The organism is Dyadobacter sp. NIV53 (assembly GCF_019711195.1).
Classification (GTDB): Bacteria; Bacteroidota; Bacteroidia; order Cytophagales; family Spirosomataceae; genus Dyadobacter.
The window spans coordinates 3,680,080-3,702,923 of the sequence record NZ_CP081299.1 but is presented as its reverse complement, the minus strand read 5'-3'; the positions used below and the strand labels follow the sequence as shown (position 1 = coordinate 3,702,923).

At 39.2% G+C, this 22,844-nt stretch carries 22 protein-coding genes, 1 tRNA gene and 1 pseudogene; 7 read left to right on the top strand and 17 right to left on the bottom strand.

What is annotated here, in order from left to right; translation table 11 throughout:
- Nucleotides 1-118: 118 nt before the first annotated feature.
- The 5 genes and pseudogenes from KZC02_RS15025 to yihA all read right to left on the bottom strand — a co-directional run bounded on the left by KZC02_RS15025 (nucleotide 119) and on the right by yihA (nucleotide 4,356).
- Nucleotides 119-1,064 (bottom strand): annotated as a pseudogene (locus KZC02_RS15025) (3-oxoacyl-ACP synthase III family protein).
- Between the two features lie 141 nt (nucleotides 1,065-1,205).
- Nucleotides 1,206-2,327: a glycosyltransferase gene (locus KZC02_RS15020; RefSeq protein WP_221394828.1), complete on the bottom strand. Its 1,122-nt coding sequence runs from the start codon at nucleotides 2,325-2,327 to the stop codon at nucleotides 1,206-1,208.
- Nucleotides 2,324-2,983: a deoxyribose-phosphate aldolase gene (gene deoC, locus KZC02_RS15015; RefSeq protein ID WP_221394827.1), complete on the bottom strand. Its 660-nt coding sequence runs from the start codon at nucleotides 2,981-2,983 to the stop codon at nucleotides 2,324-2,326. The genes KZC02_RS15020 and deoC overlap by 4 nt, the downstream gene beginning before the upstream one ends.
- Before the next feature lie 89 nt (nucleotides 2,984-3,072).
- Entirely contained in the window at nucleotides 3,073-3,597 is a 525-nt protein-coding gene (locus KZC02_RS15010) for a DUF5606 domain-containing protein (RefSeq protein ID WP_221394826.1), read from the bottom strand.
- A 147-nt stretch (nucleotides 3,598-3,744) separates the two neighbouring features.
- The gene (yihA, locus tag KZC02_RS15005; protein WP_221394825.1) at nucleotides 3,745-4,356 is read right to left on the bottom strand and encodes a ribosome biogenesis GTP-binding protein YihA/YsxC; all 612 of its coding nucleotides are present in this window, start codon (nucleotides 4,354-4,356) and stop codon (nucleotides 3,745-3,747) included.
- 214 nt (nucleotides 4,357-4,570) lie between these two features.
- Between yihA and KZC02_RS15000 the strand changes: the two genes are divergently transcribed.
- Nucleotides 4,571-4,990, top strand: coding sequence for a thioredoxin family protein (locus KZC02_RS15000; RefSeq protein WP_409014266.1), 420 nt, complete (start codon nucleotides 4,571-4,573; stop codon nucleotides 4,988-4,990).
- 84 nt (nucleotides 4,991-5,074) lie between these two features.
- Here the strand turns inward: KZC02_RS15000 and gmd are convergent, their stop codons facing one another.
- Both gmd and KZC02_RS31845 read right to left on the bottom strand, forming a co-directional pair.
- Nucleotides 5,075-6,187 (bottom strand): GDP-mannose 4,6-dehydratase, encoded by a 1,113-nt coding sequence (gene gmd / locus KZC02_RS14995; RefSeq protein WP_221394823.1) that lies wholly within the window; start codon nucleotides 6,185-6,187, stop codon nucleotides 5,075-5,077.
- 55 nt (nucleotides 6,188-6,242) lie between these two features.
- Nucleotides 6,243-6,557, bottom strand: coding sequence for an SPOR domain-containing protein (locus tag KZC02_RS31845; RefSeq protein ID WP_229254357.1), 315 nt, complete (start codon nucleotides 6,555-6,557; stop codon nucleotides 6,243-6,245).
- A 355-nt stretch (nucleotides 6,558-6,912) separates the two neighbouring features.
- Between KZC02_RS31845 and murB the strand changes: the two genes are divergently transcribed.
- Together murB and KZC02_RS14980 are read left to right on the top strand one after the other, a co-directional pair.
- Nucleotides 6,913-7,929, top strand: a complete 1,017-nt coding sequence (gene murB / locus KZC02_RS14985) for a UDP-N-acetylmuramate dehydrogenase (RefSeq protein WP_221394822.1) — start codon at nucleotides 6,913-6,915, stop codon at nucleotides 7,927-7,929.
- A gap of 169 nt (nucleotides 7,930-8,098) precedes the next feature.
- Nucleotides 8,099-9,163 carry a hypothetical protein gene (locus KZC02_RS14980; protein ID WP_229254356.1) on the top strand — a complete coding sequence of 355 codons (1,065 nt, stop codon included), beginning with the start codon at nucleotides 8,099-8,101 and terminating at the stop codon, nucleotides 9,161-9,163.
- Here the strand turns inward: KZC02_RS14980 and KZC02_RS14975 are convergent.
- On the bottom strand, nucleotides 9,149-9,550 hold the full coding sequence (locus tag KZC02_RS14975) for a T9SS type A sorting domain-containing protein (RefSeq protein WP_221394820.1): 402 nt from the start codon (nucleotides 9,548-9,550) through the stop codon (nucleotides 9,149-9,151). The two genes, KZC02_RS14980 and KZC02_RS14975, sit on opposite strands and share 15 nt — an antisense overlap.
- Nucleotides 9,551-9,891: 341 nt before the next feature.
- On the bottom strand, nucleotides 9,892-11,142 hold the full coding sequence (locus tag KZC02_RS14970; protein WP_221394819.1) for a sialate O-acetylesterase: 1,251 nt from the start codon (nucleotides 11,140-11,142) through the stop codon (nucleotides 9,892-9,894).
- Between the two features lie 258 nt (nucleotides 11,143-11,400).
- Here KZC02_RS14970 and KZC02_RS14965 point away from each other — a divergent pair, with 258 nt between their 5' ends.
- On the top strand, nucleotides 11,401-13,395 hold the full coding sequence (locus tag KZC02_RS14965; protein WP_221394818.1) for a sialate O-acetylesterase: 1,995 nt from the start codon (nucleotides 11,401-11,403) through the stop codon (nucleotides 13,393-13,395).
- A 183-nt stretch (nucleotides 13,396-13,578) separates the two neighbouring features.
- Entirely contained in the window at nucleotides 13,579-15,060 is a 1,482-nt protein-coding gene (locus KZC02_RS14960; protein WP_221394817.1) for a hypothetical protein, read from the top strand.
- Nucleotides 15,061-15,120: 60 nt separating this feature from the next.
- On the opposite strand, the gene KZC02_RS14955 is transcribed toward KZC02_RS14960, so the two are convergent.
- The 3 genes from KZC02_RS14955 to KZC02_RS14945 all read right to left on the bottom strand — a co-directional run bounded on the left by KZC02_RS14955 (nucleotide 15,121) and on the right by KZC02_RS14945 (nucleotide 17,583).
- Nucleotides 15,121-15,831 carry a glycosyltransferase family 2 protein gene (locus tag KZC02_RS14955; RefSeq protein ID WP_221394816.1) on the bottom strand — a complete coding sequence of 237 codons (711 nt, stop codon included), beginning with the start codon at nucleotides 15,829-15,831 and terminating at the stop codon, nucleotides 15,121-15,123.
- Between the two features lie 59 nt (nucleotides 15,832-15,890).
- Nucleotides 15,891-16,799: an ROK family protein gene (locus KZC02_RS14950; RefSeq protein WP_221394815.1), complete on the bottom strand. Its 909-nt coding sequence runs from the start codon at nucleotides 16,797-16,799 to the stop codon at nucleotides 15,891-15,893.
- Nucleotides 16,800-16,872: 73 nt separating this feature from the next.
- Complete coding sequence (locus tag KZC02_RS14945) at nucleotides 16,873-17,583, bottom strand: SDR family oxidoreductase (RefSeq protein ID WP_221394814.1); 711 nt, start codon at nucleotides 17,581-17,583, stop codon at nucleotides 16,873-16,875.
- A gap of 62 nt (nucleotides 17,584-17,645) precedes the next feature.
- Here KZC02_RS14945 and KZC02_RS14940 point away from each other — a divergent pair, with 62 nt between their 5' ends.
- Together KZC02_RS14940 and KZC02_RS14935 are read left to right on the top strand one after the other, a co-directional pair.
- Nucleotides 17,646-18,374: an ABC transporter permease gene (locus KZC02_RS14940; protein ID WP_221394813.1), complete on the top strand. Its 729-nt coding sequence runs from the start codon at nucleotides 17,646-17,648 to the stop codon at nucleotides 18,372-18,374.
- 53 nt (nucleotides 18,375-18,427) lie between these two features.
- Nucleotides 18,428-19,174: an ABC transporter ATP-binding protein gene (locus KZC02_RS14935; protein ID WP_221394812.1), complete on the top strand. Its 747-nt coding sequence runs from the start codon at nucleotides 18,428-18,430 to the stop codon at nucleotides 19,172-19,174.
- A gap of 95 nt (nucleotides 19,175-19,269) precedes the next feature.
- Here KZC02_RS14935 and KZC02_RS31840 read toward each other — a convergent pair whose 3' ends face one another.
- From KZC02_RS31840 to fabD, 5 genes are all read right to left on the bottom strand, one after another.
- Nucleotides 19,270-20,175 carry a lipopolysaccharide biosynthesis protein gene (locus tag KZC02_RS31840; protein ID WP_229254355.1) on the bottom strand — a complete coding sequence of 302 codons (906 nt, stop codon included), beginning with the start codon at nucleotides 20,173-20,175 and terminating at the stop codon, nucleotides 19,270-19,272.
- Nucleotides 20,176-20,237: 62 nt separating this feature from the next.
- Complete coding sequence (locus KZC02_RS31835; protein ID WP_229254354.1) at nucleotides 20,238-20,771, bottom strand: lipopolysaccharide biosynthesis protein; 534 nt, start codon at nucleotides 20,769-20,771, stop codon at nucleotides 20,238-20,240.
- Nucleotides 20,772-20,952: 181 nt separating this feature from the next.
- A complete protein-coding gene (locus KZC02_RS14925) occupies nucleotides 20,953-21,558 on the bottom strand; it encodes a TetR/AcrR family transcriptional regulator (protein WP_221394811.1) in 606 nt (201 codons plus the stop codon).
- Nucleotides 21,559-21,772: 214 nt separating this feature from the next.
- Nucleotides 21,773-21,843 (bottom strand) — tRNA-Gln (locus KZC02_RS14920).
- Nucleotides 21,844-21,909: 66 nt separating this feature from the next.
- A complete protein-coding gene (gene fabD, locus KZC02_RS14915) occupies nucleotides 21,910-22,788 on the bottom strand; it encodes an ACP S-malonyltransferase (protein WP_221394810.1) in 879 nt (292 codons plus the stop codon).
- Between the last annotated feature and the right edge of the window lie 56 nt (nucleotides 22,789-22,844).

Genomic DNA, 22,844 nt, shown 5'->3' with positions numbered 1-22,844 from the left:
ATTCCAGCCTTTAACAAGCGGAAATAAATTGTAAGAACTCCATAAAAAAGCCTTTAAACTCTGATTGTGATTCAGAGCTTAAAGGCTTTTTATATTATTAAAAATAACAGAGCAGAAATCAGACCGTAATCAGCATTGCCCCGTATGAATAACCACCGCCAAATACAGTAACTACAATGTTTTCTCCTGATTTAAATTTATCCCTGTTTTCCGATAATGCAATGGCACAGCCTGCACAGCCTGTATTTCCCAAATACTGAATATTTGAAATCAATTTTTCAGCCGGAATTCCCAAAGTATTAATAACATTCAAACTAATACGGTGATTGGCCTGGTGCGGAATAAGATAATCCAGATCATCAATTGTCAGTCCGCAATCCTGTAAAACCTGCTGACTTACTTTTGGCATATAAATACACGCATTCTGAAAAACATCCCTGCCATGAGGCATCACAACCCCGCGGTGATTAGGGCGCAGCACAACGGCTTCTATTGCTTTCCCGCTGGTTGCAGCTCCTCCGGTAATAATCTTTTTAATCTGCATATCCGATTCGGTCTGCCTTTCTTTTGAAATCAGCATGGCCGAAGCGCCATCGCCCCACAAGTGGCCTGAAACCGTGTCCATTTCATTATAATAAGCCGTGTTCTGATCCGAAACCACTACAAGCGCTTTTGTTGCTTTACCAAGAGCAAAATATCCTTCCACGATCTCAATGGCATTGAGAAGTGACGAACATGCTGAGGAAATAGTAACAACAGGTATATCGGGAATCTGAAGTTGGTGCTGAACTGCGTGTGCGAGTGTTACAATAGTATCATAAGGAGTGTAAGTACCGCCTACGATAAGATCAATTTCATTTTTGCTGTAAGGAATATTTTCAAGCAAAGATTCCACGGCCTTCATAGCCATAGTAGCGGTATTTTCGTCTGCTGGAAGCCTTGCGGCGTTCTGAAATTCCGGTACGTGCCACAATCCATTCGTCAGAAAGATTATTGAGATTCGTAAAATATTCATTACCAATTACTTCGCTTGGCAAATAATGACTTATAGTATTAATATACATGGTTGAGAAGTTGGCTCCGCACACTGAGATTCAATTTAATTCCGAAAGTTAAATATTTCGTAGAAAACGTAGTACTTAATATTTGAACAATTCAAGAATAAACTAATAAAATTATATCTAATTGTTCGGTTAGTTATAATTTTAAGGCCTGAGTATGGATTTATAAAATAATAAAAGAATTTTTTGTTCAGTTTTCCAATTGTAATGGTTTTTCACGGCTTCTTTTCCATTATTGCCCATTTCCAGGGCTTCTGCAGGATTATCAATAATCCATTCCAGCGTTTCTGCCAGCGTGCCTGAATCATAAGGAGAAATACAGAAACCGCATCCGGATTTTTCTACGACGTCTTTATAAAGCGCAAAATCTGATGTAATGACAGGCAATTTTAATGCCATGTATTCAAACAGCTTTGTCGTATAAGAATCGGGATAATCAGCTAATGGCTTTAATAAGGCAATTCCGGCCAGAGATTCCTGCGCAAATGGAACGGCCAACCGCAGATCAGTATATCCATAAAAAGTCAGATGCTGGCTGATGCGTTCGTATCCCGGCAATAAATTGGCTTCATCCTGACTGAATCGAACTGGCCCGAACAAATGTACATGAAAGCGTTGGTGCTTTCTTTTCAGGATAACCAATGCTGCTACCAGCGTATCAAAACATCTTTCCATGGAAATAACACCTGAATAGAAAAACGTTGGCACCTGAGATGAGGTAATGGATTGTCGTGAACAGGCATCAATAAACGGCAACGAAACATAGTTATGAACAACGGCTGACGGTAAGGCCAGGTTTTGGTATTCGTTCAAATACGCATGTTCGGTAAAAATGCAGTAAAAATTTCTTCTGGCAGCGTGATCAAAATACCGGAATAAAGCCTGAAATACAGCCAGATTATTATATTGTTTGATCTGGAATTTTTTATACAGATTTTCCTGTACTTCGTAAATAATTTGTGCGCCGAGCCATTGGAAGAAAAAAGCAATCGGTATAAGTTCAGGGACGAATATATGTACCAGATCGGGGCGTAAACGAATACATTTCCAAAGTAAAACAGGGTGTGTAAAAATAATCCTGAACAATAAACTTTTAAATTCAGGCAACCGGACCATGGTAACAGCAGGCTGGGTTTCGTAATGACCGGCATTTGGTAGGGCACAGAATACTTCATAAAACGGCGCAAGTGAAGGCGCAATCTTGTAAAGAATGCGTGGGTCTGTGGCCGGATGCACACTGCTAAGAAGTAGTACCCGCTGTGTCATGCCTGAGTTACGATGTATACGCCGGCGGAAGTTCCGATGCGGTCAGCACCGGCTTCTACAAAAGCAATTGCCTGTTCATATGACCTGATTCCTCCGGATGCTTTAATTTTGATTTCTGCCGGTAGTATCGTTCTCATTTTACGAACAGTATCTGTTTCAGCGCCGTTTGAGGCGAATCCGGTTGATGTTTTTACATAATCAACTCCTGCTTCAGCACAAATTTCACAAGCGGTATATAATTCAAAGGAATCAAGGTAAGCCGTTTCAATAATTACTTTAATGAGCGTGCTATTTTCGTGCGCCAGCATTGTCAACTGACGGATTTCCTCCCTAACGCTTAAGTATGCCATTGATTTAAACTGAGAGACATTGATCACCACATCCAGCTCAGTAGCTCCGTTGTTCAATGCATCCTGTGCTTCGGCCAGTTTTGTTTTAGTAGTTGAGTAACCCATTGGAAACCCGATTACCGTGGCAATTTCGATCCTGATCGGGCAGAATTCCAGCATTTCCTTCGTATAAGCAACATAAGTCGGAGCAACACAAACAGCTTTGAACTGGTGAATCCAGGCTTCCTCACACAGTTTCCTGATATCGGTTTCCCTGGCAGTGGGAACGAGCAGGGTATGATCAATGTAAGAGGAAAGGTTTGTCATCTATATTACTTAAAAAGGCTCATCGGGCTAATGCAAAAACCCCGTCTAACCGACAGGGCTTTTAATATGATACTGAAATTCTTACTAATTTATGCTTTTGTAGTTTCTTCTTTTACTTCTGTATCAACTGTGGCAGTATCCAATGCAGCATTTTCAGAAACTTCTTCTTTTGCTTCAGCAGCAGCTTCTACGAACAATTCTGGTACGTATTTTGACAACAGGTTATACCAGGTGATAATTTTTTTGATATCGGAAATATATACTTTCGATCTGTCAAAATCAGGAAGTATTTTATTTAAAAATTCAATAAAATCTTTGTCTGAAGCAGTTTTCGCCTGTAAATCTATCGACTCTCCGTGTAATTCTTTAATTTTCAGGAAAACGTCAGCCAGAGGAACTGATTCCTCTTCGCCATCAGTAAAAATAGAAACATCCTTTAATACAGATACCCGTGCAGTAGGTCCGATCAATGTTTTTTCACGTTTTTCATCCAGGCTTTCTACTATCACACCTGCGCGACTTGGTTTTAAAATGCGGAATAAACCGCCTTTGCCAGAAACGTTGGCTATTTCTTTCAACAAATCCATTCCGGTTGCCTCTACTTTATCACTCATTCTTTCTCTGCTGTTAGTTTTCTGTTAATTTTTTCTCCACCATACACATTAGCCAGGTTCTGATGGCAAATGATCACTTCCAGGTAGCTTTGGATCTGGCAAATTTCCCGCAAAATAACGGAAAGATTGATCCGCAAACAACCATAATTATTTCTTGTTTGCTGAAAACGTATCGTTATAAGTTTCTATTGCCTTAAGAATAGGTTCTCTTCCTTCATTTTTTTCAGCAGAAGTTACAAAAAGAGGTGGTATTTCTTCCCAAAGTTCTGCTAGTTTTTTTGAGTAAGCAGCCACCTGAATGTCAACCTGATAAGCTTTGAGTTTATCTGCTTTTGTGAAAATAATATGAAAAGGAAGCCCGGCTTCTCCAAGTCCTGCCATGAATTCCAGATCCGCGGCCAATGCGCTGTGCCTGATATCAACCAATACAAAGATACAAACAAGGTTTTCGCGGTTATGCAGGTAATCGCCGATCATCTTTTCCCATTTCTCGCGCTCTGCTTTACTTACTTTGGCATAACCATAGCCAGGTAAATCTACGAGATACCACGCATTATTAATCTCAAAATGGTTGATCAACTGGGTTTTGCCAGGCTGCTGAGAAGTTTTGGCAAGAGATTTTTTTCCGGTAAGCATATTGATTACCGACGATTTTCCCACGTTGGAACGGCCAATAAACGCATACTCAGGCATGTCAGGAGGAGGGCATTTTTCATAATCTGAATTGCTCATCACGTATTTCGCTTCCTGAATTTTCATCTTGTATCCGGTTATTTTGGGTGCAAAGGTACTTATTCTTTTTAAGTGCTACGAAAAGCGAGCAGTTTAAGGCCTTAATTTGTAAACTATTGAAAAAGAATTGTTTTATTAGAACAAAACAAAGCACTATTTTCGTTATGTTTTTATTCAAGCCGTTACAAAATCAAAAATCATGAAAATTTATAAAAAGGCATTTTTTATTCTGGCATTTATCATGACCGTTTCGGTTGCGAATGCTTTCGACGGAGGTAAAAAGGAAACCAAAAAAGAGGATACCGGAATACAGTTTACATCTGGCTCCTGGTCCGAAATATTGAAAAAAGCGAAAGCGGAGAAAAAAATTATATTCTTTGATGCTTATACTACCTGGTGCGGGCCGTGCAAATTGTTACAGAAAAATGTTTTTACACGTAACGATGTGGCCGATGTTTTCAATAAGAATTTTATCAACGTAAAATTTGACATGGAAAGTGGCGAAGGGCCTAAGCTGGCAAAAAAGTATCCATTAGAAGGTTATCCAACATTGTTTTTTATAGATGCTAACGGAAAAATGGTTGAACAGGTAACCGGCTACCAAAATCCAGAAACACTGATTAAGATCGGCAAAAAGATTTCACAGCATTCTGCTATGTAAATATCAGTTCAAGCATTTATAAAAAATAACCCTGAGGAATATCATTACCTCAGGGTTATTTTTTATATGGTGTATGAATATTTCTTATTCGTAGTAATTTGGAACGCGGTGGCCGCTGCTTTCCAGAAGCTGGTCTTTTTTGAATAGAGTCACGTCTGCAGTAACCATATCTTTTACCAATGCTTTCAAATCATACTTAGGTTTCCAGCCTAATTTAGTCATTGATTTTGTCGGATCGCCGATCAGCAATTCAACTTCGGTAGGACGGAAATAACGTGGATCAACAGCTACAACTTCTTTTCCGATTTCAATCTGGAAGCCCGGATTGTTACATTTTACCACTTTTGCAATTTCACCTGCGCCTTCGCCCGAAAATTCCAGTTCAACACCTACTTCAGCAAATGCCATTCTTACAAAATCACGGATTCTGGTAGTTACACCGGTTGCAATAACGTAATCTTCTGCAACTTCCTGCTGCAAGATCAGCCACATTGCTTCTACGAAATCTTTTGCATGACCCCAGTCACGCTGAGCATCAAGATTTCCCAGATATACTTTATCCTGTAATCCCAATGCAATACGGGCAACGGCACGTGTGATTTTACGTGTCACAAAAGTTTCTCCGCGTAATGGGGATTCGTGATTAAATAAAATACCGTTCACCGCAAACATGTCGTAAGCTTCACGATAATTTACCGTAATCCAATAACCGTACAACTTAGCAACTGCATATGGAGAACGCGGGTAAAATGGAGTAGTTTCAGATTGTGGAACCTGCTGAACCAATCCGTATAGTTCTGAAGTAGATGCCTGATAGATTTTAGTTTTCTTGGTCAGTCCAAGCAAACGAACCGCTTCCAGAATACGCAACGTACCAATTCCGTCTACATTGGCTGTATATTCAGGTTCTTCAAAACTTACCTGAACGTGTGACATAGCACCCAGATTGTAGATTTCATCAGGCTGGATTTCCTGAATGATCCTGATAATATTAGTAGAATCACTCAAATCCCCATAGTGCAAATGAAAGCGAACATTCCTTTCGTGCGGATCTTCGTATATGTGATCAATTCTTTGTGTATTAAACAGAGAGCTTCTGCGTTTGATACCATGGACTTCATAGCCTTTACTCAAAAGTAATTCTGCCAAATAAGCCCCGTCTTGCCCGGTAATACCCGTAATTAATGCCTTTTTCATTATGAAATAAGTATGTATAGAAATTTATGAATTGATAATAATCAGTTAAGTGCAATCACTGTTCGCCGGAACTCAGCATCAGGCTTTTTTTAATCTCAACCCTGTCTGCCAGGATCACAGCAGAAGAATACTGCTCTTTGATCTGATCCAGATATTGCTCGGCATCGCTGCGATACATAAAGTCGCCTACTTTCACGCGGTATGTTGGCTGGGAGTAAGAAACGTATGGTGTCAGGTCAGGAAAAGACTGGTAAACGTAAGATTTTGCAGCATCTGCTTCTTGTCTTACGTTTCCTACATAAATCTGAATCCGGTAACCACTGATATAGCGAATAGATTTATTTTGTTTGGACATGGTGTCCAGAACCATTTCCAGCCTTTTGTTTACATACAATGGTTTGTCATTGCCTGCGCTCGAATTTACAGGAGCGGTTACAGTCTCGGTTTTCTTGTCAAAAACAGGTTCAATATATTCAAACCGGGGCCTTATCGAGGATAAATCTTCACGATATTCAGAACCGGAAGAACTGGACAGATTTTTTTGCTACAGCCTGATAGTGTAAGGATGCCTAATAATAAGGTCCATAAAAAAAAACTTTTTTCAGGCAGCATATTCGGAACGATTCATATTGAGCTTACAAACTTAACCAAAATTGGAAGAATCACCAATTCAACACTATTTTGAATGTAATACCTAACTTTGCGGCAAGTAATAAAAACAGTCAATGCAAATCCAACAAAACGTATCGCTTCGTAACCTCAATACATTTGGCCTGGAATCGGAAGCCAGATACTTCGTGGAAGCAAAGTCAGTTGATGAACTGGCAGTTATATTAACAGACAAAAACTGGAACAACTTTCCAAAATTTATTCTGGGTGGAGGAAGTAATATTTTGCTTACCAAAAATATCGACGCCCTTGTAATTCATCCCGATATTAAAGGAATTGAAAAAATAAGGGAAAATGACGACCACGTATGGCTTCATGTAGGTGCTGGTGAAGTTTGGCATGACCTGGTTATGTACTGTGTGGCCAGTCAATACGCAGGTATAGAAAACCTGTCCTTGATCCCCGGAACAGCCGGAGCTGCTCCCATGCAGAATATCGGAGCTTACGGAGTGGAAATAAAAGATGTGATTGAAACCGTTGAAGCCATTTCTATTACTACTGCCGAAGTCCGTGTTTTCACGTGGGAAGAATGCCGGTTTGGGTACAGGGAAAGCATTTTTAAAAAAGAGCTGAAAGATCAGTACATCATTACCGGAGTTGTTTACAGGCTAAATAAAAAGCCGGTTTTTAATATTGAATACGGTGACATAAAAAAGACATTGCAGGAAATGAATGTTGCAAATGTTTCACTACGTACCATTAGCAATGCTGTCATTCATATCAGGCAAAGCAAATTGCCCGATCCGGCACAAATCGGAAACGCGGGAAGTTTTTTTAAAAACCCTGAAATAGAAAAATCACAGTTTGAATTATTGAAAAATTCTTTCCCAACAGTGCCAGGTTATGCTGTTGGAAATGATAAAATTAAAGTACCTGCTGGCTGGCTTATTGAACAGGCTGGCTGGAAAGGCTACCGCGAAGGGCAGATAGGAGTCCACGAACGTCAGGCATTGGTTTTGGTTAATTATGGTGAAGGAACCGGGCAAGATATAAAAATGCTGTCAGAAAAAATTCAGGATTCTGTTGAACATAAATTTGGGATCCGTTTATCGGCAGAGGTTAATTTTGTTTAAAACAAGTTATATGTATTCAAAAAAACTTTATACCTCATTAGTACTTTTAATAATTTTCATTGCCATTTTTTTTCTAAAAAAGAATTTCAGCGGACCCTTATATCAGGACGAATTTCATTATTTGCCAACGGCTGTTTTTTTTAGTAAAGAACCCCTGCCCTCCCTGGATTTGCTCAAGAGTTATAATGAATTGAATACACCGGTACCTTTTATTTTAGGGGGCTGGGTTATGAGTGCTTTTGGTGAAAATGTTCAGTATCTCCGTTTACTAACATACAGTATAAGCTTTTTGCTGCTTATGATTTTTGTGTGGTCTGCACCAGACAATTCCAGGCGCTTTTTCTTATGCCTTGCCGGATTAATTGCCTTCCCGAATTATTATCTGTGCAGCGTATACTATTATACAGACATTTTTGCAATGATTTTTGTATTGGCAGGAACTGTTGCCTATATCAAACGATCACATGCATTAGGAGCCTTATTTTTTATAGCAGCAGTAAGCAGCAGACAATATATGCTCGCGTTTCCGGCCGCTATTGCGGGTTATGAACTTCTTGAATTATTAAAAAAGAGTTCAGGTTTAAAACAATTTTGGAAGAACTTATTCTTGGACAAAACCTGGATCTATTATTCTGTGGCAGTTATCAGTATTGTTCCATGGGTTTTGCTCTGGCACGGACCGGCACCTGCGGCAGTTATGGCTCAGCAGCATTATGACTCTGATAAGTTAGTTGTTTACAATTTTGGATACGTAATTTATTCCTGCGTCTGCCTTGCTGTGTATTATGTAATTCCCGAAGTCCTGATCACCGGAAAACTCAGGTATTTTATGGATTATCCGCGCAATTATCCGCGATTGTTCATAACATTCGTAATTATCGTCATCGCCTTAATCAGCTTTTCCCCGGCCAGGCAAGCATATAATCCTTACTTTACATGGCCATATCTGGGTTATATTGATCAGCTTTTTATGACAGTCGGAATAACCGGTTTTATCAAGCAGATCTGTTTCGGGTTTTTAATGCTGATTACATTGATGCGTTTTGTTTCTCCTCATTTTAACCTCGCAAGCTGTATCGTTGTGATCAATGTATTATTACTGGGCAAAGCACAACTTTCCTGGGATAAATATTCTTTGCCCATGATCATGGCATTGTGGTTTCTGGCAATGTTTGATAATTACTGGTCGCTCTCGAAAACTGGAAAAGAACCTAAGCCGTCACTTCGCTATTGATATTTTTTTTGTGATGGATTGATCTCCTATTTGGATTTTAAGAAAATATATTCCTGTTACGAGATCGCCAACGGGCAGGTGGATTAGATTCTTTTTCGGATAAGTAATTCTATTTAAGCGTATACCGGCACTGGAAAATATGTCAATCTGATTAATTGTGTTTAAATCCGAAATTACATTTACTATATCAAAGGCAGGATTGGGATAAACGATTATACCGGAATCATCCACAACATCATCACTTTGTTTCGTAATCATAACCAATGAAATGGCAGATTCCACTTCATTGGTATAACCTCTTATCTGATAGGTATATGCAATTCCTTTCTGTGCTGACTGATCGATATACTCGCTTTGGTTGTTTGGTAAATAAATGATATCGTGCATCTATAGGGAATCAGTGCTGAACCTTTCAAGTATATAGCCCGTAACATTGGACAATTTAGTCCAACTAAGTACAATTTTACTCTTATTTTCGGAAGCCCTAAGTGCTACATCTCCAAAATTCGGGTAGGGAAAAATTTTGTTATGATGAAAAGCAAATGCCCTGAATCCTTGTTTATTTCTCAAAAATGGACCGATATAAACCCAGGGAGCGCTTAAAAGACCTGAGTAATGATATTTAGAGGGCAAATATTTTATCAAAGAGTCGTTGCCAACTTCCTTTAAATTCAAAATGATCTTATTCGCTTCTGCTCTTCCCGATCGGAGTTTTTGCCAAACTTTATTTAAATAAAAAAATCTTTCACAGCATATGTAGATACTGGTTCCTGGCTTCCTTCAATATTTGCCGCAATGGTATCATTGGGATAAACCATTTGCTGGTAATCTTCAAACACCAAAGTTATTTCATCCCGTTCAGGTGTTGAATAAAATGCTTTCTGAAGACTGGGAGAGGTGATTTTTTCCTTTTTTTTGTAATGATAAAAACCAGCCATATCAGCAAGCTCTTGGCCAAGTTTTAAATAACCTTCCAATCCGTAATGAAACCCGTTCCAGCTAGGTGCGCCCAAGGCGGCGTATGGCTGTATGATCGGATATTTGAGATTTAAAGTTCTTTGCTGTTCTCTAAAAATCCCAATGTTATCATTGTAGGCACCTCCTCCAAAAAGAGGTAACTGGAAAACGTATATCTTTTCTGCCATTGGATAATCTTCTTTCCATTGCGCAACCATCTGGTCAAAACGCGGTGCCCATACCAATGGTGTTTCGGATGCGGCCTCATTTTCTCCCTGCCAGTAATATATCGCTTTCAGATAAGGTAACAATCCTGATTGTTTGGCATAATGCAGTAATGTTCCATACGCAGTTGAGGCATCCGAATGATCATTAGCATTTCTGGACAAGAGGTCCTGAATAGAAGCTCCTGCAAGTGCCCCATTGATCACACAGGTAGGAATCTGGTATTTTTCGGCTACTTTTCGCTGAAATTCGATACCAAAAATGCCTACACGTGGTGTAAGGTCGTTTGATAGTCCCCAGTTTACGCTCGTTCCTCCCAGAGATCCGTAAGTGCGGCAGTATTCATTTCTATATGTATAATCGACTTCCCATGCGACAGCGTTTGACTGGCCATAAATAATATAAAAATCACCGGCAACAATGTCATCCCTGCGTACAATCAGGCTGGAATCGGTTGCAGATTTACATGCATAGACTTCAAAAGAATATTCAGCCAGTTCAGCTTTTATTTTCGAGGAAGTGCTAAAAGGTGCAACTGCGGCACTGTATTGCAGGTTCATTTTTTGATAACCTGTTCTTATTGCATTTCTGTATTTTACAACGGATACATAGGCATAACCGGAAGCTTCAATTTTACCTGAAATTTTTATATCTGCCTCGCTCTGGCTATCTCTTCCAAAAAGCTGTTTATCAGCGGGCAAATTGTCGAAAGTTACAATTCCAATTGACTGCGCAAAGCCACAGGAAAGTCCGAAGCTGATATGTATCAGGCTGAATAAAAGTATAATTTTTTTCATAAAACCGTATAGTGTGTGTTGCTGTAATGATTACAGGCGTTGCAGAAATAACAAATCTATTATACAACCGCCTGTTATCATAATAAAACAGAATTTTAGTGGTTTTCGCACATAGATATAACAAAAAGGATTTCTTGCAAACCAGACTTCAAGAATATACGTTTACATAGTCAATATGAAAATAAAACAGAAGCTTTGAATGTGAAATAATAAAGACATATTTTTGATTTAACAAGAGTCTGAAATTAAGATTTGATAATGAACTCAACGAATAAAAAATTTATTTTACTGCTTATCTTCATTTGTGGTTTTAAAGCAGAAATTTATGCGCAGCGTTTTTATTCTGTCGTCTTTGATCAGCTTCCGGAAGACATGCAATTGTATGCCAGAGAAGACGATGACATGGCTGTCGTGCCAGTTTCAGGAGTAATTGAAGTTGCAGGATGGGATCATATTTCTGTTGTTACTTTCAGGAATAAAGAACGTTATGCCTATAATAAATCAGTACTTGCTTATGAGGGAAAACCTTCGGCTTCCTTTGATATTAAGCCATCTATTAAGGCGGAAATGGCAGATTATTCTTTCGAGATATACGCATGTAAACAGGCCGATTCTATTTTAATAGTAAAAAGAGCCGAAGTTGTTGCAGGTGATTTTTATGTAATCAGCGGACAATCAAATGCATTGGCTCTTCAATTTGGGGATTATTCAAACAAATACTGCCGTACGGTTGCACGTATTCCCGATTCCAATCCGGGGCTCACTCCCGGTGATACGCTATGGATTCCTGCGGCATGGTCATGGACTTACGTGGGAGCCTGGGGTTTGCAGCTTCAAAGGTCTGTTCTTGAAACTTACGGTATTCCTACCTGCGTTATCAATGGCTCTTTGCCAGGAACGAAGATAACGCAGTTTTTGGACAGGGATGCGAGCAATCCTGCTAAGCCTACCTCTCTTTATGGCGGTCTTTTACATCGGGTCAATAAAGCAAAACCAGCAAGGATCCGTAACTTTTTTTGGTATCAGGGGGAACAGGAAGCGATTGAAGGAATTGCAGGTTATGACGCGGAATTTGACAAACTATTTAAATACTGGCAAATTGATTACCCGCAAGTGGATGAGTTTGATATCATACAGATAAATGCTTTCTGGAGTCCTACTGCGGGTGAGATAAGGGATTTTCAGCGGAGGACAAAATATCTTTATCCCAAAACAGATCATTTTGCAACATTAGGATTACCACTATATACAGACGGAATTCATTATTTAATTGATGGTTATCAGATACTTGGAAAACGGTTATTCCACTTTTTAAGTCCGAAAAATTACGGATTAGCGGATACCGTTGATGTTTCGTGCCCTGACATAAAAAAGGCATATTACTCTTCAGCAAAAAAAGATGAAATCGTGCTTTTGTTTGATGAAGGACAACATTTAAAATGGCCGGCAGATACGATAATAAAAGGGGAGGATGGTACGCCAGTGACAATGAGTAACCGTAACTTCTTTTTCCTCGATGGAAATAATGCATCACCTGCCAAAGTCAAATCGGGTACAGCGGCCGGAAACCGTGTGACATTGTCAATGACGGAACCCGTTACTGCAAAAACGATCAATTATCTTCCGATTGTAAAACCGGCAAACATTTCGGTTTTTCGTGGGCCGTATATTACCAATAGTACGGGACTGAGTGCCTTTTCTTTTAATAATGTTACTATTGGTGACCCGTTGCTGCTTTCTCTTTCATCTATTCAGGCGGGTATGACAGTACAGGTAGAATGGCCATCTGCCACAGGTGCAACTAATTATGTTCTGGAAAGAAAAACCGATTCTTCCGCCGTTTTTACTAAAATAAAAGAGTTTGATGACAAAACGGTTAGTTACGTAGATAAGGATGTCGCAGTGAATAAAACGTATACATACCGGATTCAGGCATTCAGCGCCGTTTCTGAATCACAACAGTATGAATCTTCTATAACGGTTGTGCCAATTCTTGCGGTGGAGCCACAAAATAAAAGTGATTATATGAATGTTTATCCAAATCCTTCGACAGATAAATTAAATATTCAGTTTAAAAAAGCAACTTCCGGAGTATTACAAATCGTTAATAAGCAAGGGCAAAGCGTATTCAGCGACAACATTGTTTTGAAAAAGGAGTATTTCATTAATACAGCGCTTTTACCATCCGGAGCTTACATTATCACGCTTAAAAATGACAAGGGAATTGCGGTTAGCCAGAAAATTGTGAAATAATTTATTATTCATTAATTCGATTTTGACATAAATATTTAATGAGTTTAGAATAAAATTTCATTGGATTTTCAGATTAAAAATATAAAATTTATTCTATTCCTATATATTTTTATAGAATAAATTGTAGTAGAATTGTGATACAATGTATGTTTGTCCTTAAAACATTGTATTAACGAGTATACGATGAGCGAAAAATCCCTAAGAAATTTAAGTATTGCCTATCTGATTCTTCCTAATATTCTTTTTTTCTATAATTGGACAAATTTACCAATTGCCATAGCAGGAGTGATTACTTTAATATATCTTTTAATTGAGGACAGAAAAGATAAGAGTTTTAATGGTTTTAGAATACTGAAGAGGAAAGATGTCATCATCATTGGCCTTACAACATTAGTTCTCACGTTTGTTTCCGGTATAAATGGTTATTGTTACCAAACTTTTGATTATTGGTGCCACAATACCAAATTCTACGAATTACTATCTTACAGCTGGCCTATAAGGATTCCGAAAAACGGACCGGTAATTTCCTATTATTATGGATTTTACATTATTCCTGCCCTGTTTTCCAAAGTTACCGGCACCATTAATGAAGCATCTATTTTCGTATGGACGTGGCTGGGAATCGCCATTGGGATTTCATGGATATACCTGGTTTTAAATAAAAAAATAGTATTTGTTTTACTGGCAGTTTGCATTGGAGATCTTCCCCATGTTTTAAAAACAGTTTTGTATAAATTGTCTGTCAGCCTTTATGCATTTGGGGACTTCGGAATTGAAAACTGGTCTAATCTTGAAAATTTACTATGGGTGCCTAACCAGGTAATTCCGACATTGATATTAGGAGGCATGTTCATGTATATTTTAACGAGGAATTTAAATTTTGATTTAATGGTCTTACCCATAGCCCTGAGCTTTTGGTGGGCTGTTTTTCCCGCGTTTGTATGTGGATTTTTATTGGCTGTATTAATTATAAGAGACTGGATTCTTACAAAATTTCAGTTGGATTGGGTAAGAGTTTTTAAGAAAGTAGTTCTTCCTTTCCTTATATGTTTGCCGGTACTTATATTTTTCATGTCACATGCAGAAGCGCCTATCTCCGGTTTTATATGGAATTTCAGCTCTGACATCAGTAATACGATCTCAGAATATGCAGTGAATATTGGCATTAACGCAGTACTTTTTTTGACAGCCTATTTTTACTTCAGGAAGATCAATCTACCATCTTTGGAACAATTCCCTTTCTATCTCATACTTGCTTTATGTATCATTTTCCCGATTTACAGATTGGGAAAGGTCAATGATTTCTTATTCCGGGGAATGATGCCTTTTTTAATTATTATTGGCATGTACTTGTTCTATCCGTTAGCGACTTACAGATCAAAACGAACATTTGGTATCATCAAAAATTCATGGATGGCCATACCTCTTGTACTGCTTTTGGCGACGTCATCTCTTATTGGTATTACACGGGTTTTCAGAGCCGCGACAGTGAACCAGTATACGGCGCAAATGAACCCTGACAAAGTTACTTTCCGGGCAATCCCATATGATGCCTATACCAATATTTATGAAGTGTTAAAGGAAAAATGGTCGCAACAGGAAGCTAACCAATATTTAGGAAAATCAGATTCGTTTTACGAAAAGTATATGGCTCCCAAATTGTAGTTTTTAACGGCTTATTATTGGTTGTCTAAGGAAAATAATAAGCTGTTATTTGATTGTTGGTCAGCTTCCCAGCCCGTATCTTAAAATGCAATAAATTGCCCGGAAACCATCTTTCCAGTTAATTTTTTTACCTTCTTCGTAGGTTCTGCCGTAATAGGAAACACCTACTTCATAGATACGTATCCGGGGTATTTTGGAGATTTTGGCCGTTACTTCAGGCTCAAACCCGAATCTTTTTTCGACCAGGACAAGGCTTTTCAACATATCAGCCCTGAATAATTTGTAGCATGTTTCCATATCCGTTAGGTTCAGGTTGGAGAACATATTGCTTAAAAAGGTAAGAAACTTGTTTCCGATCGTGTGCCAGAAAAACAAGATACGATGTGGTGTACCGCCCATAAAACGGGAACCGTACACCACGTCAGCGTAGCCTTCAATAACAGGCTTTAATAAAATATTAAATTCCTGAGGATCATATTCAAGATCAGCGTCCTGTACAATAATATAATCCCCGATTGCTTTACGGATACCTGTATGCAATGCAGCTCCTTTGCCCTGATTGTATTCATGGCGGAAGTAGCTGATTTCTACAAGCGGATTTTCTTCGATAAATCGTTTAATCATTCCTTCTGTATTATCAGAAGAGCAATCATTTATAACAACTATTTCTTTCGTAAATCCTCCGATCAGTTCTACGGAATTCAATTTATCCAGCACTTTCCAAATCGTCTTTTCTTCATTGTATGCCGGAACTATAACAGATAACTTCATGAGTGTGTTGTTGATGAATCAAAATGAAACGGCATCCTTGCCGGATCAATGCATTTGCATTAATCAAAGCACAAGGATGCCGCTCCAAGCAAACCAGCATCATTAGCCAATGTGGCACGTTTGATACTGATTGTTTTTAAATAATAAGGTGTAAGCCAGTACTTGAAACGATCGGTAATAGCTGGAAGTATAAACTCGAATGATGCAGAAATCCCGCCACCTATCAATATTGTAGTAATGTCCAGAATCCTGATCATGGATACCAGACCTTCTCCAAGCAGATAGCCCATTTCATAAAAGATCTGTTTTGCAAGCTCATCGCCACCCGAGGCTGCCGCAACAAGTCCTGTTGTAGATATGGTGCCGTCTCCGGGAAGTTGAGTAACGCCGGTGTAACTTGCTCTCATAGCATTGGCCATGTCAAGCAGTTCTTTTTTTCCGATGTTTCTTTCCAGTACTTTTCCGTTCTTGGAAGGAACGTGACCGGGTTCCATGGCATTTCCGCCACCTCCTTTAAACACTTTTTTGTCAATAATAGCTGCTCCGCCTATACCGGTTCCCAGCGTTACAAAAATGTAGTCTTCAGGAAGCTTATCTTCACCAAAATAATATTCTCCCAAAGCTGCTGCATTAGCATCATTTTCAAGATAAAAATCATGATTAGGAAAACGCGCCTTTAAGTCCGGGACGATTGCAATTCCGTCAATTTCAGGAATAGCAGTAATTTCAATGAGTGTAGTACGGTCACGGGTGGTCAGTCCCGGAACACCGATTCCTACCTTTTTCACCTCTGGGTATTCCACCAGCTGAAGTGAGATGGCATCGCCAAGCCGTTCGATAAAATGGCCTGAAACACGCCAGCTGGCAGTATCGTGGCTGTAAAAATTTGAAATTCTCCCATCTGAAGCATCAACGATCCCCATTTTTACGTTGGTACCGCCCACGTCTATACCGAGGTATTGTTCCATGAAATGAAATACGGGTTTAATAAATAATTTTAAAAATGCGGCAATTTAGTAAAATTGCTTTATTGTTTACTAATCAATCTAAATCTCCTAACTGCGGACGGATCAGAATTTCTTCCAAAACTGCCCGCGGCGAGAGTGAATAAGCAGCCCATATTGCGTCGGCGACATCCCTGGATGCCACAAATCTCTCTTCCGGAAGTTCCGTTCCTTTCCAGCTGTCTGTCATTGTAGCGCCGGGCAAAACAGCAGTAACTTTTACATTATGCGGCTTCATTTCCTCGCGCAGAACTTTGGTCATACCATATAAAGCAAACTTTGAAATGCAGTAAGAACCTCCATTAGGATAAGCAGTAATACTTGCAGTAGAGCAAATTGTAAAAATGTGTCCTTTTTTCTGATCGATCATTCCTGCAATAAGGCCTCTTGTAAGATGATAGGCGCTGTATACATTTGTCTCCATTGTTTTTTCAAGAGTACCCTCCGTTTCATTGTGGACCTGCCCGGGAATAAATATTCCTGTATTATTGACAAGTACCGCAATCTGCCTGTTTTTTGACAAAATAAAAGATATAAATTCATTTACATCTTTTCGAAGCGAAAGATCAGCCGGCAGATAATAAAGCTCAGCGGAAGGGAAGCTGGTTTTCATTTCCTCTTGCAAAGAAAAAAGATCCGTATTATTTCTGGCACAGGTAATTACATCGAAACCACCTTCCATAAACCGTTCAATCACTGCCTTTCCTATCCCTTTTGTACCTCCGGTTACTATTACTAATGGATTCATTTTTCTGTTTGCTTCTTTTTTTGTCTAATTTTCCCGAAAATATTGAATACAATTAAGATATTATGTCTGTTATCGGAAAATACTTCATTTTTTTGGGATCATTGTTTGGCAAAGGTGAAAAGTTATCTGTTTACTGGCGGCGTTTCATGGAAGAGTGCGTGGGGATTGGAGTGAGTTCTATCTTTATTGTTGCCATTGTCTCTACTTTTATCGGAGCGGTATCCTGCATCCAGACAGCGTATAATCTGGTAAGCCCTATTATCCCCGTTTCAACCGTTGCGCTTATCGTGCGCGACATGCAGATCCTTGAACTTGCTCCTACAATCACCTGTATTGTACTTGCAGGAAAAGTAGGATCAAATATTGCCAGTGAACTGGGTACGATGCGTATTACGGAACAAATTGATGCACTGGAAGTAATGGGAATCAACTCTTCTTCGTATCTGGTACTTCCCAAAGTTTTGGCGGCCATGTTTACTTTTCCCATGCTTGTTATTTTTGCCGCTTTTCTCGGAATTTTTGGTGGATATCTGGCCGGAACACTTACAGGTGTTATTACAGAAAGAGATTATTTGTACGGCATCCGTGATTCATTTGTTCCTTACAATCTGTTTTTTATGTGTGTAAAACCGTTTGTATTTGGGTTTTTGATTTCGACGATATCATCCTTTCAGGGATTTTTTATTGAAGGCGGGGCACTGGAAGTTGGTAAGGCAAGTACCCAGGCTGTAACAAATAGTTGTATTTCTGTTTTGATTGCCGATTATATGCTGGCTCAGTTATTATTATAATTTTTTCAGGTTCAGCCAAAATCTGACATTTCTGCTCATTAATACAACATGGTATGATTGAAATAAAAGGTATCACGAAATCTTTTAACGGTAAACAGGTTTTAAAAGGAATTACGTCCACTTTTCAAAAAGGGGAAACAAATATGATTATCGGAGGCAGTGGTACCGGCAAAAGTGTTTTGTTGAAAACGATGATCGGGCTCGTAAAGCCGGATGCAGGACAAGTGTTATATAACGGACGGGATTTTTATAATAGTGATAAAGATATACAGCAATCTATTCGCCGTGAAATGGGTGTTCTGTTTCAGGGAGGTGCACTTTTTGATTCTAAAACCGTGGAGGAAAATGTACGCTTTCCATTGGATATGCTTACGGACCAGTCGCACGAAGAAAAACGGGAACGCGTAGCATTTTGTCTTCAGCGTGTAGGCCTGGAAGCAGCAGCTAAACGAATGCCGTCAGAAATAAGTGGTGGTATGAAAAAACGCGTAGGTATAGCCAGGGCTATTGTGATGAACCCCATGTACCTGTTTTGTGACGAACCCAATTCAGGACTTGATCCGCTTACTTCTGTTAAAATTGATGAACTGATCAAAGAGATTACGGAAGAGTATGAGATCACAACGATCATCATTACGCACGATATGAATTCGGTACTGGAAATCGGGCAGAATATTATTTTCCTGTATCAGGGTGATAAATTATGGGAGGGTTTAAACAGCACCATTACTAAAACAGACGTTCCTGAATTGAAAGAATTCTTGTTCTCAAATAAGCTATTGCGGGAAATGGAAAGATGAAGTTTTAAGTTTAGAGTCAAAAGTTTAAAGCTGCGACCGCGCTGTTTAAAGTTAGAACGGAAAGCGGCTAATCACTGACAACCCACAACTAACCGTTATTTCTTCTGCAAAAAAGGAATATTTTTTCTCTCAATCAAAAAGATACCTGCCAGAAAAACAGTGAATACTGACATGTGGATGGGAACAGAAATCCATAAGTCGGGAATCTTGAAAAATGTCGATCCGAAAATAAGAAGTGCGCCTACTCCAATATATCCCAAAGCCGATATTACATCATAAGGAACAGGATAATATTTTTGTCCGAAATAATAACACAAGGCAACCATTGTAAAACCGGAAAGTGCAAAAGCAATGGCGAAACCAAGATAACCGATATTAGGTACCAGAATAAAACTGGTAGCAATTGTTATTAGTGCGCCTGTCAAAGTCAGCCAGGTTCCATACTGGGTCTTGTCTGTGAGCTTAAACCAGGTTGCAAGATTATAATATACGCCCAGAAACAGATATCCGGCTAAAAGCCATGGCACTACTGGCAATCCTTCGTGATATATTTTTTTCTTTAAAAATAATTCTGCCAGCAGATCCAGGTTCAGGCTTATCCCCACCCACATCAGTACGCAGATGATAACAAACCATTTAGTGATTTTAGCAAAAACAGGCGGTGCATTTTTATCCTCACCTTTTGAAAAGAAAAAAGGCTCGGCTGCATATTTAAACGCCTGAGTTGCAAGGCTCATGAAAATAGACAGTTTATAACACTGTACGTAAATTCCAATAGCCTGCTTTGTTGTCCGGCCGGGATAAAAGTGGTCAGGAAGCAGAAACTGAATGAAAGCCCGGTCAAAAAGCATGTTGAGGACACCGCCGGCATTCATGATCATGATCGGAAATGCATAAACCCAAACCGGTTTAAAGAGGGTTCGGTTAAAAACGAATTTAAAATCTGCCAGTTCTTTTCTCAGCATCCAGAAGAACGCAAGGTTCGCAACCAGATTGGCCAATACGATATAATCCGGAGCATGCAGCGGGTTGTAAAAAACACCAATGACAGGTTTTAAAAACGTCAGATATTTACCAGCATAAATATCCTTACAGACAACCAGGAAAAAAGATTAAGAAATATGTTGATCAGGATATTTGCTACCCTCAGTACCACAAATTTCTTTCCTTTGCCTTCAAGTCGTAACCTGGCAAACGGAATAGAAACGATGCCGTCAATGGCCATGATCATGGCAAACATCCTGACTATGGAAACGCTTTCAGGGTATTTGATAAAATCAGCTGCACTTTCTGCAAAAATGAAAAGTAAGCCAGAAAAAAACAGACTTACGATGGTAACAGCACTCAGGATGAGGTTGTAATATTCCTTTCTATCGGTTTCCTGACGGGCAAAACGGAAAAACGCAGTTTCCATGCCAAATGTGTATAACACAAGTGCCAGACCTGCATAAGTGTACAATTGGCCCTGAGCCGCAATTTGTTCGGGTTCAAATAGTTTGGTATGAAGCGCGACCAGTAAATAATTCAGAAATCGGCCCAGCATGGTGCTGATGCCGTAAGTTGCGGTATCACTGGCCAGTTTTTTTAATACACTCATAATTATTTAGTCTGCTATCCACTTAATTCAGTTGGTGCAGACTATAAATTTCAGATTCAGGTAATGACTTTTAAAGAAAATCAATGGAACAAATATAAGTCAAGGAATACAGTATATCGTCTATTGATAAAAAGTCCTTCTCTATTATTTAAAGAAAAGGACTTCAAAGCTTCTTAAATCTTTATTTACCTAAATCAAAAATGATCCGTTCTATTACATCTTCAATACGTTTCCAGCCTTCTTCAGAATTCAGGTCAACATCAATTAATTTCCCCCGGTAATCTGCTGCAATAACCAGATAGTATATTCCGGCAGTAAGAAGTGCCATCAGTGCGCCAGTATCTTTAAATTGGGGAAGTTCACCTATTTTTTCCAGCAAGCGGTTTCCAACATCATTCCTAGAATCAGATAACATGGACTTTCCGGTACCTATTTCCCATCTTAACAGATCACGCGTGGCTTTTCTTTCACGCAGATCATTGAGGAAAGTTAACATTACCTGGGTAAATGCCTTGTTGCGGTCTTCTATTGCTATCGGTTCAATATTTTCAATGAATTCGTCACCCGTAGTTGATGTGTATTCACCTGATTTTACATATTGTTCCATAAGACCGTCAACACTTTCAAAGTATCTGTAAATCAATACTTTGTTAACGCCGGCAGTGCGTGCAATAAGATTAACCCCAACTTTTTCGGTTCCGTATTTTTCAATAACTTCACCAACAGCCTTTAATATTTTACCCTTTGTGCGCTCACGATCGCGTTTTTTTACTTTATCGATTTTCATTTGGGTAGCGTTTAGATTGAAAACATGGTAAATGTAACATTTCGTATGAAAATATTATACAACGTATGCTATATATGTCACCTTTTCTTAGTTTTCGTATCTTAATTTGAGAAATTGTAATCGAATTAAGCTTATGTAGCAGAAATGGATAGTTTTATCCATGGTTTAGAAAAGAAAAGAGCTCACTTTGCGGGTGAGCTCTTCTTAACTATTGTTGGCCGACAAGGACTCGAACCTTGAACGAGACAACCAAAATGTCCTGTGTTACCATTACACCATCAGCCAAAACTGTAAATAGTGGTGCAAAAGTAATACGGGGAATTGATCTTGTCAAGCATTTGGAGAAAAAAATTAAATACTTTTTAATTCTACCCCATTCGCAATCTTTTTCACAAGCCCCTGCAATACCTTTCCCGGGCCCGATTCAATGAAAATCCCTGCACCATCAGACACCATTGCTTCCACAGACTGAGTCCAGCGTACAGGAGCGGTAAGCTGTGAAATAAGGTTTTCCCGTATCGCTGTTACATCGGTAGATGGCTTGGCGTTTACGTTCTGGTAAACAGGGCAAACAGGAGCTTCAAAATGGGCTGCGTAAATTGCTGCCGCAAGTTCTTCGCGCGCAGGTTCCATCAATGGAGAGTGAAATGCGCCGCCAACCGGAAGGATCAGGGCGCGTTTTGCTCCTGCTGCTTTAAGCAACTCACATGCTTTTTCCACGCCTTCAATGGTTCCCGAAATTACAACTTGTCCGGGACAGTTATAATTGGCAGGAACAACAATTTCATCTTGAATGCTTGCGCAAATATTTTCTATTGTTTTATCATCCAGTCCAAGAATTGCTGCCATGGTGGATGGCCGTATTTCGCAGGCTTTTTGCATGGCATCGGCACGTTTTGTAACAAGTATCAGGCCGTCCTCAAAAGACAAGGCTCCGGTAGCTACCAATGCAGAAAATTCACCCAAAGAATGTCCTGCAACCATGTCAGGAGTAAAATCAGTAGTTGTCTTGGCAAGAGCCACTGAATGTATAAAAATTGCTGGCTGGGTTACATTCGTTTGTTTCAGTTCTTCATCAGTTCCTTCAAACATGATTTTTGTAATTTCAAAGCCGAGAATATCATTGGCTTTTTCAAACAATGCTTTAGCTGAATCGGAAGATTGATACAAGTCCAGTCCCATTCCCTTGAACTGAGAACCCTGTCCTGGAAATATATAAGCTTTTTTCATATAAGATTTTAAAAAAGAGTAGATTATAAAATACCGTAGCCCCTTGGAATTTTATT

Excerpts from the sequence above, each read along its gene's own strand:
- KZC02_RS14960 (WP_221394817.1), top strand. The coding sequence starts at position 13,579 with ATGAGCGAAAAATCCCTAAGAAATTTAAGTATTGCCTATCTGATTCTT.
- KZC02_RS14955 (WP_221394816.1), bottom strand. The coding sequence starts at position 15,831 with ATGAAGTTATCTGTTATAGTTCCGGCATACAATGAAGAAAAGACGATT.
- deoC (WP_221394827.1), bottom strand. The coding sequence starts at position 2,983 with ATGACAAACCTTTCCTCTTACATTGATCATACCCTGCTCGTTCCCACT.
- fabD (WP_221394810.1), bottom strand. The coding sequence starts at position 22,788 with ATGAAAAAAGCTTATATATTTCCAGGACAGGGTTCTCAGTTCAAGGGA.
- KZC02_RS15000 (WP_409014266.1), top strand. The coding sequence starts at position 4,571 with ATGACCGTTTCGGTTGCGAATGCTTTCGACGGAGGTAAAAAGGAAACC.
- KZC02_RS14925 (WP_221394811.1), bottom strand. The coding sequence starts at position 21,558 with ATGAAAATCGATAAAGTAAAAAAACGCGATCGTGAGCGCACAAAGGGT.
- yihA (WP_221394825.1), bottom strand. The coding sequence starts at position 4,356 with ATGAAAATTCAGGAAGCGAAATACGTGATGAGCAATTCAGATTATGAA.
- KZC02_RS14965 (WP_221394818.1), top strand. The coding sequence starts at position 11,401 with ATGAACTCAACGAATAAAAAATTTATTTTACTGCTTATCTTCATTTGT.
- KZC02_RS14940 (WP_221394813.1), top strand. The coding sequence starts at position 17,646 with ATGTCTGTTATCGGAAAATACTTCATTTTTTTGGGATCATTGTTTGGC.
- KZC02_RS14975 (WP_221394820.1), bottom strand. The coding sequence starts at position 9,550 with ATGCACGATATCATTTATTTACCAAACAACCAAAGCGAGTATATCGAT.
- KZC02_RS14970 (WP_221394819.1), bottom strand. The coding sequence starts at position 11,142 with ATGAAAAAAATTATACTTTTATTCAGCCTGATACATATCAGCTTCGGA.
- KZC02_RS14935 (WP_221394812.1), top strand. The coding sequence starts at position 18,428 with ATGATTGAAATAAAAGGTATCACGAAATCTTTTAACGGTAAACAGGTT.
- KZC02_RS31835 (WP_229254354.1), bottom strand. The coding sequence starts at position 20,771 with ATGAGTGTATTAAAAAAACTGGCCAGTGATACCGCAACTTACGGCATC.
- KZC02_RS31845 (WP_229254357.1), bottom strand. The coding sequence starts at position 6,557 with ATGGTTCTGGACACCATGTCCAAACAAAATAAATCTATTCGCTATATC.
- KZC02_RS15020 (WP_221394828.1), bottom strand. The coding sequence starts at position 2,327 with ATGACACAGCGGGTACTACTTCTTAGCAGTGTGCATCCGGCCACAGAC.
- KZC02_RS15010 (WP_221394826.1), bottom strand. The coding sequence starts at position 3,597 with ATGAGTGATAAAGTAGAGGCAACCGGAATGGATTTGTTGAAAGAAATA.
- murB (WP_221394822.1), top strand. The coding sequence starts at position 6,913 with ATGCAAATCCAACAAAACGTATCGCTTCGTAACCTCAATACATTTGGC.
- KZC02_RS14945 (WP_221394814.1), bottom strand. The coding sequence starts at position 17,583 with ATGAATCCATTAGTAATAGTAACCGGAGGTACAAAAGGGATAGGAAAG.
- KZC02_RS14950 (WP_221394815.1), bottom strand. The coding sequence starts at position 16,799 with ATGGAACAATACCTCGGTATAGACGTGGGCGGTACCAACGTAAAAATG.
- gmd (WP_221394823.1), bottom strand. The coding sequence starts at position 6,187 with ATGAAAAAGGCATTAATTACGGGTATTACCGGGCAAGACGGGGCTTAT.